At 60.2% G+C, this 17,831-nt stretch carries 17 protein-coding genes; 14 read left to right on the plus strand and 3 right to left on the minus strand.

Annotated features, from left to right (window positions below; genetic code table 11):
* Positions 1-44 precede the first annotated feature (44 nt).
* A complete protein-coding gene (locus AC0Z5Z_RS08410; protein WP_323620819.1) occupies positions 45-2,243 on the plus strand; it encodes a hypothetical protein in 2,199 nt (732 codons plus the stop codon).
* A gap of 284 nt (positions 2,244-2,527) precedes the next feature.
* On the opposite strand, the gene AC0Z5Z_RS08415 is transcribed toward AC0Z5Z_RS08410, so the two are convergent.
* Positions 2,528-2,833: a DUF2288 domain-containing protein gene (locus AC0Z5Z_RS08415; RefSeq protein WP_150636428.1), complete on the minus strand. Its 306-nt coding sequence runs from the start codon at positions 2,831-2,833 to the stop codon at positions 2,528-2,530.
* Between the two features lie 351 nt (positions 2,834-3,184).
* Between AC0Z5Z_RS08415 and AC0Z5Z_RS08420 the strand changes: the two genes are divergently transcribed.
* The 9 genes from AC0Z5Z_RS08420 (at position 3,185) to AC0Z5Z_RS08460 (ending at position 10,922) form a co-directional block, all read left to right on the plus strand.
* Positions 3,185-4,312, plus strand: a complete 1,128-nt coding sequence (locus AC0Z5Z_RS08420; RefSeq protein ID WP_016771354.1) for a branched-chain amino acid ABC transporter substrate-binding protein — start codon at positions 3,185-3,187, stop codon at positions 4,310-4,312.
* A 229-nt stretch (positions 4,313-4,541) separates the two neighbouring features.
* Complete coding sequence (livH, locus tag AC0Z5Z_RS08425; RefSeq protein WP_016771355.1) at positions 4,542-5,465, plus strand: high-affinity branched-chain amino acid ABC transporter permease LivH; 924 nt, start codon at positions 4,542-4,544, stop codon at positions 5,463-5,465.
* Complete coding sequence (locus AC0Z5Z_RS08430; RefSeq protein ID WP_016771356.1) at positions 5,462-6,718, plus strand: high-affinity branched-chain amino acid ABC transporter permease LivM; 1,257 nt, start codon at positions 5,462-5,464, stop codon at positions 6,716-6,718. The genes livH and AC0Z5Z_RS08430 overlap by 4 nt, the downstream gene beginning before the upstream one ends.
* Complete coding sequence (gene livG, locus AC0Z5Z_RS08435; protein WP_016771357.1) at positions 6,715-7,482, plus strand: high-affinity branched-chain amino acid ABC transporter ATP-binding protein LivG; 768 nt, start codon at positions 6,715-6,717, stop codon at positions 7,480-7,482. The genes AC0Z5Z_RS08430 and livG overlap by 4 nt, the downstream gene beginning before the upstream one ends.
* Positions 7,483-8,184: an ABC transporter ATP-binding protein gene (locus AC0Z5Z_RS08440; protein ID WP_003222380.1), complete on the plus strand. Its 702-nt coding sequence runs from the start codon at positions 7,483-7,485 to the stop codon at positions 8,182-8,184. It begins immediately after the preceding gene.
* A gap of 291 nt (positions 8,185-8,475) precedes the next feature.
* Positions 8,476-8,781, plus strand: coding sequence for a BufA1 family periplasmic bufferin-type metallophore (locus AC0Z5Z_RS08445; RefSeq protein WP_041478029.1), 306 nt, complete (start codon positions 8,476-8,478; stop codon positions 8,779-8,781).
* A 25-nt stretch (positions 8,782-8,806) separates the two neighbouring features.
* Positions 8,807-9,694, plus strand: coding sequence for an MNIO family bufferin maturase (gene bufB / locus AC0Z5Z_RS08450; RefSeq protein ID WP_485610948.1), 888 nt, complete (start codon positions 8,807-8,809; stop codon positions 9,692-9,694).
* On the plus strand, positions 9,691-10,449 hold the full coding sequence (locus AC0Z5Z_RS08455) for an HvfC/BufC N-terminal domain-containing protein (RefSeq protein WP_485610949.1): 759 nt from the start codon (positions 9,691-9,693) through the stop codon (positions 10,447-10,449). Before bufB ends, AC0Z5Z_RS08455 begins: the two co-directional genes overlap by 4 nt.
* Positions 10,446-10,922, plus strand: coding sequence for a DoxX family protein (locus tag AC0Z5Z_RS08460; protein ID WP_485610950.1), 477 nt, complete (start codon positions 10,446-10,448; stop codon positions 10,920-10,922). The genes AC0Z5Z_RS08455 and AC0Z5Z_RS08460 overlap by 4 nt, the downstream gene beginning before the upstream one ends.
* A 98-nt stretch (positions 10,923-11,020) precedes the next feature.
* Here AC0Z5Z_RS08460 and AC0Z5Z_RS08465 read toward each other — a convergent pair whose 3' ends face one another.
* A complete protein-coding gene (locus tag AC0Z5Z_RS08465) occupies positions 11,021-11,935 on the minus strand; it encodes a LysR family transcriptional regulator (RefSeq protein WP_056783386.1) in 915 nt (304 codons plus the stop codon).
* A gap of 104 nt (positions 11,936-12,039) precedes the next feature.
* Between AC0Z5Z_RS08465 and AC0Z5Z_RS08470 the strand changes: the two genes are divergently transcribed.
* The 3 genes from AC0Z5Z_RS08470 (at position 12,040) to AC0Z5Z_RS08480 (ending at position 15,063) form a co-directional block, all read left to right on the plus strand.
* A complete protein-coding gene (locus AC0Z5Z_RS08470; RefSeq protein WP_485610951.1) occupies positions 12,040-12,639 on the plus strand; it encodes a short chain dehydrogenase in 600 nt (199 codons plus the stop codon).
* Between the two features lie 60 nt (positions 12,640-12,699).
* A complete protein-coding gene (locus AC0Z5Z_RS08475; RefSeq protein ID WP_485610952.1) occupies positions 12,700-13,353 on the plus strand; it encodes a COG3650 family protein in 654 nt (217 codons plus the stop codon).
* Positions 13,354-13,449: 96 nt separating this feature from the next.
* Positions 13,450-15,063, plus strand: a complete 1,614-nt coding sequence (locus AC0Z5Z_RS08480) for an NAD(P)/FAD-dependent oxidoreductase (RefSeq protein WP_485610953.1) — start codon at positions 13,450-13,452, stop codon at positions 15,061-15,063.
* Positions 15,064-15,199: 136 nt separating this feature from the next.
* Here the strand turns inward: AC0Z5Z_RS08480 and AC0Z5Z_RS08485 are convergent, their stop codons facing one another.
* Positions 15,200-16,294 (minus strand): PLP-dependent cysteine synthase family protein, encoded by a 1,095-nt coding sequence (locus AC0Z5Z_RS08485; protein ID WP_485610954.1) that lies wholly within the window; start codon positions 16,292-16,294, stop codon positions 15,200-15,202.
* Positions 16,295-16,545: 251 nt separating this feature from the next.
* On the opposite strand from AC0Z5Z_RS08485, the gene nhaA reads away from it, so the two are divergent.
* A complete protein-coding gene (gene nhaA, locus AC0Z5Z_RS08490; protein ID WP_122505756.1) occupies positions 16,546-17,730 on the plus strand; it encodes a Na+/H+ antiporter NhaA in 1,185 nt (394 codons plus the stop codon).
* Positions 17,731-17,831 lie beyond the last annotated feature (101 nt).

Consider the following 17,831-nt stretch of genomic DNA (forward strand, 5'->3'; position numbering starts at 1 on the left):
GGCACTGTTCGGCGGGCCAACCCAGTCCAGGTAAATGGCGCACCATGACCTCTAAAAACAACCCCGCCAGTGCAACAGCCGATCTGACCCTGAGCCCCGCCGCGAACAGCGCGTCATTATCCAGACCGACGCCGCCTTCGCGTCCGCTGTCGACCCAGCAATACCTGTACTTCACCGAAACCAACACTGACCGCATCCTCGATAACCTCGACGGCCTGCGCGATTCGGTGTTCCCGCGCCCGGCGCATCAGGAAGGCGACAACGAGCAGCACAACGACCAGGAATTTCCCTCGGTGTGCCTGATCGGCCTCGGTCGCTGCGGCTCCAACATCGCCCTCGACGTGGCGGAGCTGGTGTACAACGCGCGCAAGTTCTACCTCAACGAGTTCAACACCGAAGACCGCCCGAGCGACCGACGCCTGGCCGACAAGGGCTACAGCCCAGCGCAGTGGATCAAGAACAACCTGCGCATCGGCACCAGCAAATCGACCAAACCGGTGTTTCTGGTCGAACCGCTGGTGATGCTTGGCGACCTCGACAAGGACATCGCCGGGCGCATCCGTTTCTCGCGCAAGGGCGAGAAAAGCGGCTTCCTGCGCGACTACAGCAAAATGAAGATCATGGACTTGTCCGAAGTCCACGCCGGTGGCGCCGGTAACGCGCCGATCCTCGGCCAGTATCTGGCGAAGATCATCCTCAACAAGGACACCCAGCGCTTCTCCAGCCCCGACTGGAAAATGATCCACTCGTACCTGATCGACAGCTGCGGAATCAAGGCCAACCAGTCGCGCCTGTATTTCTCGATCTTCAGTGCCGGCGGCGGTACCGGTTCGGGCATGGCCTCGGAGTTCGGTCTGGCGCAGCAGCACTCGTACATGAACAAGACCTTCGACACCAAGCCGATGGATGAGCATGACGGCAAGAGCGGCCATTCGTTTGTCTTTGAGCCAATCTTCACCAGCGGCATTTGCGTGCTGCCGAACATTTCCGACCACCGCAGCGAAATGTCCGAGGCGCTGCACATCAACGCCGGGCGCCTGCTCTGCAAGTACCTGTCGGAAGAATGGGATTTCTCCTACAACTTCGCCAACGAAGACAGCAGCGAAGCCAGCGTGATGGGGCGTATCCGCCCGTGGAACGCGATGATGCTGATCTCCAACGACATCATGCGTTACGCCGAAGAAAGCGATGACGGCAACATCCAGAACATTGATGTCAATGCCATGGAGAAGCACGCCAACCAGTACATCTCGCAACAGATCTTCAACATTCTGACGGCGCAGGCAGTCACCACCGACTACGACCAGAACTACTTCCGCCGCGCCGGCATCGACATCGGCGAAACCATCCGCCTGGATGCCAACGACCTGTTCATGAGTCTGGCCGGGCCTGTGGCGATTGCCTACGCCGAATCGGTAGTGCCGGAAACCCCGCCGCCGAGCAGCGACAAGTTCAAGGTCTTCGATAAAGAGCCACAGCGCCTGAACATCGACGACCTGTTCTTCCGTTCGATCGACCTGCCGCACTTCAACAAGGTCACTCAGGCCATCGAAGGCATCAGCCTGCTGCCGATCGAATCCAAGCGTTATCGCGCTTCGCTTGAGCAGTACAAGAATTCCGGCTACGACGCCGCCGCGCTGCACGATTTGCACTTCTTCAAGAATTGCTCGTCGGTGGTCTCGATCGTCTCGCTGCCGAAAGACTACAAACTGTCGTACATGGATCTGAACCGGTTGAAGACCCACCTCAACAGCCTGTTCCCCAACACCACGCTCAAGCGCTACGCGCTGGTGATCGGCGCTTCGGCCAACCTGTCGCTGACCACCCTGATCGCCAAGAGCCCGTGCCTGTCGGACGACTTCCTCACACTGATCGTGGCGTTCATCAAGCGCTGCTTCGCGAAGAATCCGTACCGTTTCGACGAGACGCTGGATAACTCGATTCTCGACTTCATCATTCAGGAAGACTTCGACGAGGAGCGGATCGACGACCTGCTCAACGAATTCGAGAACCCGGCGAAGATCCTCGATACCAACTGGTACGCGATCAAACCGATGTACGAAAAGAAATACCGTGAGTTGATCAACGACAAGGACAAGTTCGTCTCGATCAATGACATTCGCCTGTCACGCGATTGCGTGAAGAAGTCGATCAAGTACCTGCGCGAGATCTACCGCCACCGGATTGGCAAGACCAAGGTCATTTCGCTGAATAACCATACCGGCAAGACTTACTCGGTCTGATCCAGCACCGAGTCGCCCCATTCGCGAGCAGGCTCGCTCCCACAGGAAAGTGCATTCCAGTGTGGGAGCGAGCCTGCTCGCGAAGGCGCCCTCGACTTCACCGACAAACTCCAACACTGCGAACATTCAGAAACAATTAAGCGACCCTCAGGCCGCTCCATAAACTGTTCCCGTTACGTTTACGTCACCGTGAGGCGTGGCATTTCTCCACGGCAAGGTGCCATCACGCTACTCCGCTACACACTTGCGGCGCGGCAATCGAGGCACCAAAAGGGTGCAGGCAATTAAACGGTCGCCCTTTCCTGGATCAGAATCCACGGCGAAACCACCACGGCCCACAGCTGCGGATCACGTTCGAAAATATCCAGCGCCCGCGTTTCAGACAGCTTGGCGACCTTGTCGTCGGCCAGCCAGGCCGCGACTTTCTCGCCTTCATCCGAGGCCACGGCCTCGGCGGCGGCGATCAAATCCAGGTCAGGGTCGACCCACAATAGGGCACCCTTGGCGAAGAACGGCTCCAGCTCTTTCCAGGTAATAGATGCCGTTTCACCAAGCAGCTTGGCATAGAGGGTGCTAGGTTCTTGATTCATGGGAGCTGTCCGGAAAAGAAATCGACGCGAATGATAACGTCGGTGGTCCGTCAGAAAAACCCGGTTGCAAATCGCTGCACCGAACGAAAAGAGCAGGAACGCCAGGGAATGCTGCCTTTTGGGATATATGCCCCCGATTGCCCCGCCGCAATTCTGTCTCTTTCATTCAAAAATGCGACACCCCCAAGTTTTGCCCCGTGGCGCCCGCTTCCCAGTTGATCAAGCGGCGCTCTACACTGTACCGGTACAGTTGCCGGGGCATTTTCCGGAGGGTATCGCAAAGATATCTGACCCGGTTCTGCTGCTACGGCGCCAGAACTCTAAAAAATACAACAGTAAGAGTGGAGCACTATGACTAAGGCTACTAAGCAGATTTCCAAACTGTTTGCCGCTATGGTTCTGGCCGGGGTTGCCAGCCATTCGTTCGCAGCTGACACCATCAAAATCGGTATCGCCGGTCCTAAAACCGGTCCAGTAGCCCAGTACGGCGACATGCAGTTCAGTGGCGCGAAGATGGCCATCGAGCAGATCAACGCCAAGGGCGGCGTCGACGGCAAGAAACTCGAAGCCGTTGAATACGACGATGCCTGCGATCCGAAACAAGCGGTAGCGGTAGCGAACAAGGTCGTCAACGACGGCGTCAAGTTCGTGGTCGGTCACCTGTGCTCCAGCTCCACTCAGCCCGCTTCGGACATCTACGAAGACGAAGGCGTGATCATGATCACCCCGGCTGCCACCAGCCCGGACATCACCGCCCGTGGCTACAAAATGATCTTCCGCACCATCGGTCTCGACAGCGCCCAAGGCCCTGCCGCCGGCAACTACATCGCCGATCACGTGAAACCGAAAGTGGTTGGCGTGCTGCACGACAAACAGCAGTACGGTGAAGGCATCGCCACCGCGGTGAAATCGACCCTCGAGAAGAAAGGCACCAAGGTTGCCGTCTTCGAAGGCGTCAACGCTGGCGACAAGGACTTCTCCGCCATCATCGCCAAGCTCAAGCAAGCCGGCGTCGACTTCGTCTACTACGGCGGCTACCACCCGGAGTTGGGTCTGATCCTGCGCCAAGCTCAGGAAAAAGGCCTGAAAGCCCGCTTCATGGGTCCGGAAGGCGTGGGTAACGACTCGATCACCCAGATCGCCAAGGATGCGTCCGAAGGCCTGCTGGTGACCCTGCCGAAATCCTTCGACCAGGATCCGGCCAACGTTGCCCTGGCTGACGCGTTCAAGGCCAAGAAGGAAGATCCGAGCGGTCCGTTCGTGTTCCCGTCCTACTCGGCAGTGACCGTGATTGCCGAAGGCATCAAGGCGGCCAAGTCCGAAGACGCGACCAAAGTGGCTGAAGCCATCCACGCCGGTTCGTTCAAGACCCCGACCGGCGACCTGAGCTTCGACGACAAAGGCGACCTGAAGGACTTCAAATTTGTCGTGTACGAGTGGCACAACGGCAAACCTAAAACCGAAGTTTCGCCTCAGTAAGGCCTTGCCCGACTGACTGCCAATAAAGCCCACGGCGTGCCGTGGGCTTTGTTTTGCGAATGTATGGGCCGCGCTGGCGTGATCCGCCAGTCTGCCCACCTGAAAATCTCAAAACCGTCATCAGCGGTTCGCTGGCAAAACCCGGATTCGAAGTGGATAGAGATCCACGGGGCCGGGCGGGAAAATGACTCCACCAGTGAAATGCGTACAGGTTTTTAGGAGCGCTGTAATGCCTGACCTCTATCACTTCTTCCAACAGCTGGTTAACGGCCTCAACGTTGGCAGCATGTATGCCCTGATCGCCATCGGCTACACGATGGTCTACGGCATCATTGGAATGATCAACTTCGCCCACGGCGAGGTGTACATGATCGGTTCCTACGTGGCCTTCATCGCCATCGCCGGGCTGACCATGATGGGACTCGACAGTGTCCCGCTGTTGATGACCGCGGCGTTCATCGCCAGCATCGTCGTCACCAGTTCCTACGGTTACAGCATCGAACGGATCGCCTACCGCCCCCTGCGCGGCAGCAACCGTCTGATCCCGCTGATTTCTGCCATCGGTATGTCGATCTTCCTGCAGAACACCGTTCTGCTGGCGCAAGACTCCAAGGACAAAGCTATCCCCAACCTGATCCCGGGCAACTTCGCCTTCGGTCCGGGTGGCGCACAAGAAGTGCTGATTTCCTACATGCAGATCGTGGTGTTCGTGGTGACCCTGATCGCCATGCTCGGCCTGACCCTGTTCATCTCCCGTTCCCGTCTGGGCCGCGCCTGCCGCGCCTGTGCCGAGGACATCAAGATGGCCAACCTGCTCGGCATCAATACCAACAACATCATCGCCCTGACCTTCGTCATCGGTGCTGCGCTGGCGGCGGTCGCTGCGGTGCTGCTGAGCATGCAATACGGCGTGATCAACCCCAACGCCGGTTTCCTCGTCGGCCTCAAGGCCTTCACCGCTGCGGTACTGGGCGGCATCGGCAGCATCCCCGGGGCCATGCTCGGCGGCTTGGTGCTCGGTGTAGCGGAAGCGTTCGGTGCCGATATCTTCGGCGACCAGTACAAGGACGTCGTTGCGTTCGGCCTGCTGGTTCTGGTGCTGTTGTTCCGTCCGACCGGCATTCTGGGCCGTCCGGAGGTTGAGAAAGTATGACTAGGAATCTTAAACAGGCACTGTTCAGTGCCTTGCTGGTGTGGGCGGTGGCCTACCCGGTACTGGGTCTGAAACTGACCATCGTCGGCATCAATCTGGAAGTGCACAACACCAGCCCTGCGGTACTCGCGACCATCGCGATCTGCTCGGTGCTGATGTTCCTGCGCGTGCTGTTCAACCAGCAGATCAGCAAGGCCTGGCGCTCCTCGCCGGGCATGCCGTTGATCCCGGCCAAGGCCAGCAACTTCCTGACCCTGCCAACCACCCAGCGCTATTTCATCATTGCGCTGATTCTGATCGCCCTGGTCTGGCCGTTCTTCGGCTCCCGTGGCGCGGTGGATATCGCAACGCTGATCCTGATCTACGTGATGCTCGGCCTGGGCCTGAACATCGTCGTCGGTCTGGCCGGTCTGCTTGACCTGGGCTACGTCGGTTTCTACGCCGTCGGCGCCTACAGCTACGCGCTGCTGTCGCATTACTACGGCTTGAGCTTCTGGATCTGCCTGCCGATTGCCGGCCTGATGGCGGCGACGTTCGGCTTCCTGCTGGGCTTCCCGGTGTTGCGTCTGCGTGGCGACTATCTGGCGATCGTGACCTTGGGTTTCGGCGAAATCATCCGTCTGTTCCTGCGTAACCTGACCGACATCACCGGTGGTCCGAACGGCATCAGCAACATCGAAAAACCGACGTTCTTCGGCCTGACCTTCGAGCGCAAAGCCGCCGAAGGCCTGCAGACGTTCCACGAGTATTTCGGCCTGCAATACAACTCGATCAACAAGGTGATCTTCCTTTACCTGGTTGCGCTGTTGCTCGCACTGGCCGCGCTGTTCGTGATCAACCGTCTGCTGCGCATGCCGATCGGCCGTGCGTGGGAAGCGCTGCGTGAAGACGAAATCGCCTGCCGCGCGTTGGGCCTGAACCCGACCGTGATCAAGCTCTCCGCCTTCACCCTGGGCGCTGCGTTCGCCGGTTTCGCCGGCAGCTTCTTCGCCGCGCGTCAGGGGCTGGTGACGCCCGAGTCGTTCACCTTCATCGAGTCGGCGATCATCCTTGCCATCGTCGTATTGGGTGGCATGGGCTCGCAATTGGGTGTGATTCTGGCGGCGATCGTGATGATCCTGTTGCCGGAAATGATGCGTGAGTTCAGCGAGTACCGCATGTTGATGTTCGGTGCGCTGATGGTGCTGATGATGATCTGGCGTCCACAAGGTCTGCTGCCGATGCAACGCCCACACATGGAGTTGCGCAAATGAGCCGCGAGATCCTTAAAGTCGAAAATCTGAGCATGCGCTTCGGCGGCTTGCTGGCGGTCAACGGCGTGGCGCTGACCGTCAAGGAAAAACAGGTGGTTGCCCTGATCGGCCCGAACGGCGCCGGCAAGACCACCGTGTTCAACTGCCTGACCGGCTTCTATCAGCCTACCGGCGGCAGCATCCTGCTCGACGGCGAGCCGATCCAGGGCCTGCCGGGCCACAAGATCGCGCTCAAAGGCGTGGTGCGTACCTTCCAGAACGTGCGTTTGTTCAAGGACATGACTGCGGTCGAGAACCTGTTGATCGCCCAGCACCGTCACTTGAACACCAACTTCCTGTCCGGCCTGTTCAAGACCCCGGCGTTCCGCAAAAGCGAGCGCGAGGCGATGGAATTTGCCGAATACTGGCTGGAAAAGGTCAACCTCAAAGAGTTCGCCAACCGCACCGCCGGCACCCTCGCCTACGGCCAGCAACGGCGTCTGGAAATCGCCCGCTGCATGATGACCCGTCCGCGGATTCTCATGCTCGACGAACCGGCCGCCGGCCTGAACCCGAAGGAAACCGAAGACCTCAAGGCGCTGATCGGTGTGTTGCGCGAAGAGCACAACGTCACCGTGCTGCTGATTGAACACGACATGAAACTGGTCATGAGCATTTCCGACCACATCGTCGTGATCAATCAGGGCACGCCGCTGGCCGACGGTACGCCGGAACAGATCCGCGACAATCCTGAAGTGATCAAAGCCTACCTGGGGGAAGCGTAAATGCTGCAGTTCGAAAACGTTTCCACCTTCTACGGCAAGATCCAGGCCCTGCACAGCGTCAACGTCGAAGTCCGTCAGGGCGAGATCGTGACACTGATCGGCGCCAACGGTGCCGGCAAATCCACGCTGCTGATGACGCTGTGCGGTTCGCCGCAGGCGCACAGCGGCAGCATCCGCTACATGGGTGAGGAACTGGTCGGCCAGGACTCGTCGCAGATCATGCGCAAGAGCATCGCCGTGGTCCCGGAAGGTCGTCGAGTGTTTGCCCGTCTGACCGTGGAAGAAAACCTGTCGATGGGCGGATTTTTCACCGACAAGGGCGACTATCAGGAACAGATGGACAAGGTCCTCGGACTTTTCCCACGCCTGAAAGAGCGTTTCAACCAGCGCGGCGGCACCATGTCCGGCGGTGAACAGCAGATGCTCGCCATCGGCCGTGCACTGATGAGCAAGCCCAAGCTGCTGCTGCTCGACGAGCCGTCGCTGGGTCTGGCGCCGATCATCATCCAGCAGATCTTCGACATCATCGAACAGCTGCGCAAGGACGGTGTGACGGTGTTCCTGGTCGAGCAGAACGCCAACCAGGCGCTGAAAATCGCTGACCGCGCCTACGTTCTGGAGAACGGCCGCGTGGTCATGCAAGGCACCGGTGAAGCGCTGCTGACCGATCCGAAAGTACGCGAGGCGTACCTCGGCGGTTGAGTGTTATCGCTGCACAAAAAAACGGCCTTCGGGCCGTTTTTTATGCCCAAACGAAAAACACCGATCCTCTGTGGGAGCGAGCCTGCTCGCGAAAGCGATGTATCACGCACCAATAATGTTGAATGTCACACCGCCTTCGCGAGCAGGCTCGCTCCCACAGGGATACTGCTGAATCCGAAATTTTTTATATATTTATCGCCCCACCTGTAACGCATCCCCCCACCCGTTCTCTAGAGGGACAAGCAAGCGCAACAGCACTTGCAGAAACCCTGATAAACCTGGAGAAACATCATGACTGCGACTACCCGTACCCTGTCCGCCACCGCTCTGGTTCTGGCTCTCGGTTCCGCTCTGAGCATCGCCACTGTCTCCACCGCTCAAGCCGCTGATGCCAACATGGAAAAATGCTTCGGCGTAGCCCTGAAAGGCAAGAACGATTGCGCCGCAGGTGCCGGCACCACCTGCGCCGGCACGGCGAAAATGGACTATCAGGCCAACGCCTGGAAGCTCGTTCCGAAGGGCACCTGCGCCACCACCGAGAGCAAAACCTCGCCGACCGGTTTCGGTCAGCTCGAAGCCTTCAAAGCCAAGTCCTGATCCACGTCCTGCCTGAGTGACGCTCATGTTCAGTCATCACGAACCGTCCCTGCCGCGCACTCAGGCAGCTCGCACCGAGCTCCCTGCCCGCGCCGGGCTGGGGCTCAAGACCGGGCACTTCCTTGATGTGCTCGGCTCCGTACCGGACCTCGGTTTCTTCGAGGTCCACGCCGAAAACTACATGGTGGCCGGCGGCCCGTTTCATCATTTTCTCGGTCTGATTCGCGAACAGTACCCGCTGTCATTGCACGGCGTGGGGCTGTCGATCGGTGGCGAAGGCGCGCTGGACAGCCAGCACCTCAAACGCCTCGCCGAGCTGATCGAGCGCTATCAACCGCAAGCCTTTTCCGAACATCTGGCGTGGTCGAGCCACGGCCCGGTGTTCCTCAATGACCTGCTGCCACTGGCTTACGACACGCCGACACTGAACCGCGTCTGTGCGCACATCGACCAGGTGCAGAACACTCTGAAACGACCGATGCTGCTGGAAAACCCGGCGACGTATCTGGCGTTTGAGCATTCGACGATCGACGAGGCCGAGTTCATCGCCGAAGTAATCCGCCGCAGCGGCTGCGGCTTGTTGCTCGACGTCAATAATGTCTACGTGTCGTGCATCAATCATCAGCGCGATCCTTTGGCCTACCTTGATGCGTTACCGCTGCACGCAGTCGGCGAGATTCATCTGGCCGGCTTCGCTGAAGATTGCGACAACCTCGGCGACCGCTTGCTGATTGACGATCACGGCGCGCCGGTTGATCAGGCCGTTTGGGATCTGTACCGGCAAGTGCTGCGCCGTATCGGCCCGGTGGCGACACTCATCGAACGCGATAATCACGTCCCGACTTTCAACGCATTGTTCGCCGAAGCGCAGCAAGCCGAGACGCTGTTGCGTCGCGCGGAGCGTGCGGCATGAGCACGCAAGCGGACTTCGCCGCCGCCCTGCTCAATGCGCAACTGCCGTATCCCAAGGGCCTGTGCAGCCACAACGGCGCCGATCCGTCGCGGCGTTTTGCGGTCTATCGCAACAACGTGCAGAGTTCGCTGATCAATGCCCTGGCCGACAGTTATCCAGTGGTGCTGCAATTGGTCGGCGAGGAATTCTTCCGCGCCATGGCGGCGATTTTCGTCCAGAGTCAGCCGCCACAAAGTCCGTTGATGAGCCGCTATGGCGAGGACTTCGCCGACTTTATCGCACAATTCGAACCCATTGCCGGCGTGCCTTATGTGGCTGATGTCGCGCGACTCGAGCATTTGCGCACTGTTGCCTACCACGCCGCCGATGCGCAGCCGATCCGGCCTGAACAAGTCAGTGCCGCGCTGGCCGATCCGCAGACGCTGAGTGAACTGTGTTTCGAACTCCATCCCTCGCTGCACCTGCTCGACTCTGCTTTTGCGGTCGTGGCGATCTGGGCCGCGCATCAGCAGGAGCCAAGTCTGGCGGGCATTGGCCTCCATCAAGGCCAGCATGCCCTGGTGCTGCGCAACGGTCTCGACGTTGAGGTGTTTGCTCTTGAGGCGGGTGCGAGCGTGTTCATTGGCCATCTGCTCCAGGACTCGCCACTGCTCGCGGCGGCAGAAAACAGCCCGCCGTTCGATCTCGCGCAAACCCTCGCCTTACTGATTGCGCATAACGCGATTACCCGTCTGAATTACAAGGAGTTGCCATGAACGCTTTTATCCTGCGCGTCATCGCGCTGTTGGAAAAAATCCCGCACAGCCTGATTGCCTTCATCGCGCGTTTTTCCATTGCTGCGGTGTTCTGGAAATCCGGGCAAACCAAGGTCGAAGGACTGGCCGTCGACTTGATTGACGGCACCTTTGAACTGGGCTGGCCACGTTTGGCCGACTCGACGATTCCGTTGTTTCAGAGCGAGTACAACCTGCCGCTGTTTTCGCCGGAAATTGCCGCGCATCTGGCGGCGTTTGCCGAGCATGTGTTTCCGCTGCTGATCCTGCTCGGCTTCGCCACACGATTTTCGGCGCTGGCACTGCTCGGCATGACCCTGACTATCCAACTGTTCGTCTACCCGGCTGCCTACCCGACCCACGGCACTTGGGCGGCGGTGTTGCTGTACCTGATGGCGACCGGGCCGGGCAAATTGTCGATCGATCACCTGATTGCCCGCCGATGCCAAGGCTGACCTGAAACTGTAGGAGCTGCCGAAGGCTGCGATCTTTTGATCTTGCTTCTAAAAATCCAAAGATCGCAGCCTTCGGCAGCTCCTACACAGGTTCGGTGTCAGCGCTGGAGTCGATCCAGCGCCTCGCCACTGCGCTTGAACCAGCCCATCAAATAATCCGCCAACACCTGCGTGCGTTTGGGCAATCCACCCTGATACGGGTGCACCAGATACATCGGCATGCGTCGGGTCTGGTAATCGCGCAGCAACCAGCGCAAGCGGCCGTCAGCCAGTTCCGCTTGCAGCAGATACGACGGCAGACGGGCGATGCCGGCGCCGGACAGCGCTGCTTTCTTCAACAGGCTGTAGTGATTGCTGGCAAACGGACCCGAGACCCGCACCCGCAGCAACTCGTGCTGCTGGTGATACAGCCATTCTTCGCGACCGCTGTAATGGCTGTTGAGCAGACAACGATGCTCGGCCAAGGCATGCGGCGTCGCCGGCTCGCCGAAGCGCTCGAGGTAGGCCGGGCTGGCGCAGGTCATTTCGTGCCACGCCAACAGCGGCTTGGCCACCAGCCGATCGTCATTGGCGACTTCGGCGCGAATCGCCAGATCAAAGCCATCGCGCGACAGATCGCGATAACTGTTGTTCAGCTCCAGCTCGATCTGCACCTCCGGGTATTGCCCGGAAAACTCCAGCAGCAAGCCGTCGAAGAAGGTCTCGCCGAGCGACACCGGAACCGTCATGCGCACGGGGCCGGCCATGTCGTCCTTCAACCGCGCCAAAGCCTGCCGTGCGCGTTCGACTTGGACCACCAGCGCCTGGGCCTGCGGCAGCAGCGCCGCCCCCGCCGCCGTCAGGCTCAAGCGCCGGGTGGTGCGTTGCAGCAATACCACACCGAACTGCGCTTCGAGCTGGCTGATGCGCTTGGATAACTGGCCCTTGCTGCAGCCCAACTGCTGCGCCGCAAGGGTGAAACTGCCGGCCTCGATCAGCACAGCGAACGCGGCGAGATCATCCATTTCGCTCATGGATTGTTTCCAATTGAAAACCAAAGGTTGCCTATTAGTGCGCTTATCCGCAAAAAAAACCACCCTAGACTGAAACCTCATTCACACACATGGGGTACAGCACGATGAAAATTCTGTTGATAGGCGCAGGCGGCACCATCGGCTCAGCGGTGGACAAAGAATTGTCGCAACGCCACGAGGTCATTCGTATCGGTCGTAACAGCGGTGACTTGCAAGTGGATATCAGCGACAGCGCCTCGATCCGCAAGCTGTTCGAACAGACCGGCAAGTTCGATGCGCTGATCTGCGCGGCGGGCAACGTGACTTTTGCAGCGCTGGACGACATGACCGAAGACAGCTTCGCCCTCGGCCTGAAAGACAAACTGATGGGTCAGGTCAATCTGCTGCTGATCGGCCGCGAGTACGCCAACGATGGCGCTTCGTTCACGTTTACCACCGGCGTGCTCAGCCACGACCCGATTCGCAGCGGTGCCTCGGCAGCGCTGGTCAACGGCGCCATCGACAGCTTCGTCCGCGCCGCCGCCATCGAACTGCCGCGTGGCCTGCGGGTGAACTCGGTGAGCCCGACCGTACTGACCGAAGCCCTGAGCAAATACGCGCCCTACTTCCGTGGCTTCAAGCCGGTTCCTGCCGCGGAAGTGGCATTGGCCTACGCGAAAAGTGTCGAAGGATTGCAAACAGGGCAGACGTTTCACGTGGGTTAAGGCCCTTGTGATGAGCGGTCAGGCTGCGTAACGTGGCAGCACTTGTCTGGAGAGCCAAAGATGCGTGTTGCCCGTTCGTTCGTCCTCGTTGCCCTGCTGCCGATGTTTGCCGCCTGCCAGTTGTTCGACGGCCAGCGTGAAAGTGTGTCCCATGCCGGACAGACGCGCATGCAGGGGCAACTGACCGCCGCCGACGGCAAACTGGTGTTCCAGCCGTGCCAGGATCAGCGGCAACTGGTGGTCAACGACATCGGCGGCACCAGCGTCCTGCAAGAGGCCGCTACACTCGCCGACGAACAGGGCAAGCTGTTTGCCGATGCGCGCGGCAAGGTCTCCGGCGACCGTCTCGACCTCGGCCAGTTGTATCGCGTCGAGCGCTCGGGCACGGCCTGCGACGATCCGAATTTCAAACTGCTGATCCTGCGCGCCGCCGGCCATGGCCCGGAGTGGAACGTCAAGGTCAGCGGCAAAGGCATGGTCATCGAGCGCGACGGCCAGGCTCCACTCGCCGTGCCGTATGTGGAAGAGCAACTGGGCGACGGCCGCTTCAATCTCAGCAGCGAAGCCAACAACCAGCGCATCGAATTGTGGGTGGCGCCACAGCGCTGCGTCGACAGCAGCACCGGCAGCGTGCAGCACATGAGCGCCGAGTTGCGCATCGACGGTCAGGTCCAGCGCGGCTGCGGCTATTTCGGCGGCGCACGCAACGACTGATCGTTTTTCCCCCACGGATCCGCTCGCGGCGGCTTATAATCGCCGCCTTCAAACGCCCTGGCGCAGTTGTGCGCCCCGCGAATCCGGATCCCCGCCATGTTACGAATCACTGAACTCAAGCTGCCAATCGACCATCCCGAAGAAGACCTGCGCGTCGCCATCGTGCAACGCCTGGGCATCGCCAGCGATGATCTGCTCGATTTCACCTTGTTCAAGCGCAGCTATGACGCGCGCAAAAAGTCCTCCGAACTGTGCTTCATCTACACCATCGACCTCAACGTACGCGACGAGGCCAGAGTGTTGGGCAAGTTTGCCGACGACCGTAACGTCAACGTGGCGCCGGATGTCAGCTACAAATTCGTTGGTCAGGCACCGAGCGATCCGGGTCAGCGGCCGATCGTCGTCGGTTTCGGCCCGTGCGGCATCTTCGCCGGCCTGCTGCTGGCACAAATGGGCTTCAAACCGATCATTCTCGAACGCGGCACCGAAGTCCGTCAGCGCACCAAAGACACCTGGGGCCTGTGGCGCAAAAGCGTGCTCAATCCCGAGTCTAACGTGCAGTTTGGCGAAGGCGGCGCGGGCACGTTCTCCGACGGCAAGCTGTACAGCCAGATCAAGGACCCGAAATTCCTCGGCCGCAAAGTCCTGCACGAGTTCGTCAAGGCCGGCGCGCCGGAAGAAATCCTCTACGTCAGCAAGCCGCACATCGGTACGTTCCGCCTGACCGGTATGGTCGAAAACATGCGCGAGCAGATCCGCGAACTGGGCGGTGAAGTGCGCTTCCAGGAGCGCGTCAGCGACGTGCTGATCGAAGACGGCCAACTGGTCGGCGTGCAACTGGCCAGCGGCGAAATCCTGCATTCGAAGCATGTGGTTCTGGCCCTCGGCCACAGTGCCCGCGACACCTTCCGCATGCTCCACAGCCGTGGCGTGTTCATGGAAGCCAAGCCGTTCTCGGTGGGTTTCCGCATCGAGCACCCGCAATCGCTGATCGACCGCGCGCGCCTGGGCAAGTACGCCGGCCACCCGAAACTTGGCGCGGCCGATTACAAACTGGTGCACCACGCCAAGAACGGGCGTTCGGTCTACAGCTTCTGCATGTGCCCGGGCGGCACCGTGGTCGCGGCGACCTCCGAGCCCAATCGCGTGGTCACCAATGGCATGAGCCAGTACTCGCGTAACGAGCGCAATGCCAACTCCGGCATCGTCGTCGGCATTACCCCGGAAGTCGACTATCCGGGCGGCCCGCTCGCCGGTATCGAGTTGCAGGAGCGCCTGGAATCCCACGCGTTCATCCTTGGCGGCAGCGACTACAAGGCTCCGGCGCAACTGGTTGGCGACTTCATCAACGACATTCCATCGACCGAACTGGGCGAAGTCGAGCCGTCGTACAAGCCGGGCGTGGCGCTGGGCGATCTGGCCTTGGCGCTGCCGGACTTTGCCATTGAGGCGATCCGTGAAGCCTTGCCGGCGTTCGAGAAGCAGATTCGCGGGTATTCGCTGCACGACGCCGTGCTGACCGGGATCGAGACGCGCACTTCATCGCCGCTGCGCATCACCCGCAACGAGTCGCTGCAGAGCATGAACGTCAAAGGCCTGTTCCCGGCCGGTGAAGGCGCGGGCTATGCCGGCGGGATTCTCTCGGCGGGTGTTGACGGGATTCGCATTGCCGAGGCAGTGGCTCGCGATATCCTCGGCCTGGAAGCCTGATCAGCATCAGCTGACCCAACACAAAACCCTGTGGGAGCGAGCCTGCTCGCGAAAGCGGTCTGTCACTCAACGAAGTTGTTGAATGTGATTCCGCCTTCGCGAGCAGGCTCGCTCCCACATTGGTTTTTGCGTTTCTTCAGATGTTGGCGCGCAGCACCGAGGTCGGCAGCGCCTCCCCGCGCTCGGCACTCGCCGCCACCACTGCAATCAAATCACCCAGTTCATAGCCCTGCGCCTTCAGCCATTGCTGATCGTAATACGTGTCGGCATAACGCTCTCCGCCATCGCACAGGATCGCCACGATCGACCCCGACTGCCCCGCCGCTTTCATCTGCTGCGCCGCAATCAGCGCACCGATCAGATTGGTCCCGCTCGACCCGCCGACATGCCGCCCCAAACGCTGCGCCAGATAATGCATGGCCGCCAGCGACAGGGCGTCCGGCACCTTGACCATCGCATCGATCACCTTGGGCAGGAACGACGCTTCCACCCGAGGCCGGCCAATGCCTTCGATGCGTGAGCCGCAATCCAGACGCAGGCTGGCATCTCCCGTCTGGTAAAAATCGAAGAACACCGAACGCTCGGCATCGGCACACAACACGCGGGTGCAGTGCTGGCGATAGCGCACGTAACGGCCGAGGGTCGCGGTGGTGCCGCCGGTGCCGGGGCTGGAAATCAGCCAGGTCGGTTCAGGGTGCTTTTCGTAGCGCATCTGCTGGAAGATCGACTCGGCGATGTTGTTGTTCGCTCGCCAGTCGGTGGCACGTTCGGCGTAAGTGAACTGATCAATGAAGTGCCCGCCATGCTCGCGGGCCAGGCGCTCGGATTCGGCGTAGATCTGCGTCGGATCCTGCACCAGATGGCTCTGCCCGCCGTAAAAAGCAATCTGGGCAATCTTCTCTTTCGAAGTCGTCGCCGGCATTACTGCGATAAACGGCAAACCGAGCATGCGCGCGAAATACGCTTCGGAAATCGCCGTCGACCCACTGGACGCTTCGATCACTGGCGCGCCGGGTTTCAGCCAGCCGTTACACAGCGCGTAAAGGAACAGCGAACGGGCCAGGCGATGCTTGAGGCTGCCGGTCGGGTGGCTCGATTCGTCCTTGAAATACAACTCGATGCCGGCAAAACCGGGCAGCGGCAAAGGGATCAGGTGGGTGTCGGCGCTGCGCTGGAAGTCCGCCTCGATGATGCGGATGGCTTCGCGTGCCCACTGTCGGTTGTCGCTCATGGTTTCGGTTCTCGTTGAATCAGCCAGAAGATCGGTCTTCTGAAAAAGGTCTGCCGCAAGCTTAGGAAAAATCCCGCAGGCGGCAAAGATACAGCTGAGTCTCAATGTGTCAGGCAACTGCTAGGCTCAGTGCTGCCCGAGCCAGACAGCCTGTAACGACATATAACAAAAAAGAATATAACTTTTGTTTTAACAACTAACGGTACGGGTTAGGGTGTTTCACCTTTTTCTTGATTCGATGGAGAGCGACCTTGCCTCTGCGTAGCACTTTCACGCGTTTCTTTCAGTTGGAAGCCGCCAGCGGTCTGCTATTGATCGCCGCAGCCGTTCTCGCGCTGATCATCAACAACTCACCGCTGTCGTGGCTGTACACCGGCCTGCTCGACACCCCGGTGGTGGCGCAGATCGGCGCGTTGAAAATCGCCAAACCCCTGCTGCTGTGGATCAATGACGGCCTGATGGCGATGTTCTTCCTGCTGATCGGTCTGGAAGTCAAACGCGAAGTGCTCGACGGCCAATTGTCCAAGCCTTCGCAGATCGTCCTGCCCGGCGCAGCGGCGATCGGCGGCATGCTGGTGCCGGCGCTGATCTACTGGTTCCTCAACCGCGACAACCCCGCCGCCCTGAGCGGCTGGGCCATTCCGACCGCCACCGACATCGCCTTCGCCCTCGGCGTATTGGCCCTGCTCGGCAAACGCGTGCCGGTGTCGCTGAAACTGTTCCTGATGACCCTGGCGATCATCGATGACCTGGGCGCCATCGTCATCATCGCAATCTTCTATTCCGGCGAACTCTCGACCCTGTCCCTTGGCCTGGCGGCTGCGTGCATTGCCGCGCTGGTGGCGATGAACCGGCTCGGCGTGGTCAAGCTCGGGCCGTACATGATCATCGGCCTGATCCTCTGGGTCTGCGTGCTCAAGAGCGGTGTCCACGCGACACTGGCCGGCGTGACCCTGGCTTTCTGCATTCCCCTGCGCACGAAAAACGCCGAGTCGTCGCCGCTGCTGACCCTCGAACACGCGCTGCACCCGTGGGTCGCCTACGGCATCCTGCCGCTGTTCGCCTTCGCCAACGCCGGCCTGTCACTGAGCGGCGTCACCGTCGAAAGCTTCACCCACGACGTACCGATGGGCATCGCCATCGGCCTGCTGTTGGGCAAGACCGTCGGCGTGTTCGGCCTGACCTGGCTGGCGGTCAAGATCGGCATCGCCGCCCTGCCCCAAGGCGCCAACTGGGGTCAGGTCCTCGGCGTGGCAATCCTCTGCGGCATCGGCTTCACCATGAGCCTGTTCGTCGGCTCGCTGGCCTTCGAACCGGGCGTGAGTGATTACGCCGGCATGGATCGCATGGGCATCCTCACCGGCTCGATTCTCGCGGCGGTGATAGGTTATGCGGTGACGGCGGCGGCGAGTCGCAAGAATTCACAACTGCAATGACCCCTGTGGCGAGGGAGATTGGCCCTCGCCACAGATTCCTCGCCTGACAGTTACGCAGCGAACAATCCCCACGTCATTAGCGACCCGTCCTACAGCCACAC

The organism is Pseudomonas sp. 1L-E-NC-VB-C3 (genome assembly GCF_057291535.1).

Bases quoted from the DNA above. Each gene is read 5' to 3' on its own strand.
- AC0Z5Z_RS08410 (WP_323620819.1), top strand. From the start codon at position 45: ATGACCTCTAAAAACAACCCCGCCAGTGCAACAGCCGATCTGACCCTG.
- AC0Z5Z_RS08415 (WP_150636428.1), bottom strand. From the start codon at position 2,833: ATGAATCAAGAACCTAGCACCCTCTATGCCAAGCTGCTTGGTGAAACG.
- AC0Z5Z_RS08420 (WP_016771354.1), top strand. From the start codon at position 3,185: ATGACTAAGGCTACTAAGCAGATTTCCAAACTGTTTGCCGCTATGGTT.
- livH (WP_016771355.1), top strand. From the start codon at position 4,542: ATGCCTGACCTCTATCACTTCTTCCAACAGCTGGTTAACGGCCTCAAC.
- AC0Z5Z_RS08430 (WP_016771356.1), top strand. From the start codon at position 5,462: ATGACTAGGAATCTTAAACAGGCACTGTTCAGTGCCTTGCTGGTGTGG.
- livG (WP_016771357.1), top strand. From the start codon at position 6,715: ATGAGCCGCGAGATCCTTAAAGTCGAAAATCTGAGCATGCGCTTCGGC.
- AC0Z5Z_RS08440 (WP_003222380.1), top strand. From the start codon at position 7,483: ATGCTGCAGTTCGAAAACGTTTCCACCTTCTACGGCAAGATCCAGGCC.
- AC0Z5Z_RS08445 (WP_041478029.1), top strand. From the start codon at position 8,476: ATGACTGCGACTACCCGTACCCTGTCCGCCACCGCTCTGGTTCTGGCT.
- bufB (WP_485610948.1), top strand. From the start codon at position 8,807: ATGTTCAGTCATCACGAACCGTCCCTGCCGCGCACTCAGGCAGCTCGC.
- AC0Z5Z_RS08455 (WP_485610949.1), top strand. From the start codon at position 9,691: ATGAGCACGCAAGCGGACTTCGCCGCCGCCCTGCTCAATGCGCAACTG.
- AC0Z5Z_RS08460 (WP_485610950.1), top strand. From the start codon at position 10,446: ATGAACGCTTTTATCCTGCGCGTCATCGCGCTGTTGGAAAAAATCCCG.
- AC0Z5Z_RS08465 (WP_056783386.1), bottom strand. From the start codon at position 11,935: ATGAGCGAAATGGATGATCTCGCCGCGTTCGCTGTGCTGATCGAGGCC.
- AC0Z5Z_RS08470 (WP_485610951.1), top strand. From the start codon at position 12,040: ATGAAAATTCTGTTGATAGGCGCAGGCGGCACCATCGGCTCAGCGGTG.
- AC0Z5Z_RS08475 (WP_485610952.1), top strand. From the start codon at position 12,700: ATGCGTGTTGCCCGTTCGTTCGTCCTCGTTGCCCTGCTGCCGATGTTT.
- AC0Z5Z_RS08480 (WP_485610953.1), top strand. From the start codon at position 13,450: ATGTTACGAATCACTGAACTCAAGCTGCCAATCGACCATCCCGAAGAA.
- AC0Z5Z_RS08485 (WP_485610954.1), bottom strand. From the start codon at position 16,294: ATGAGCGACAACCGACAGTGGGCACGCGAAGCCATCCGCATCATCGAG.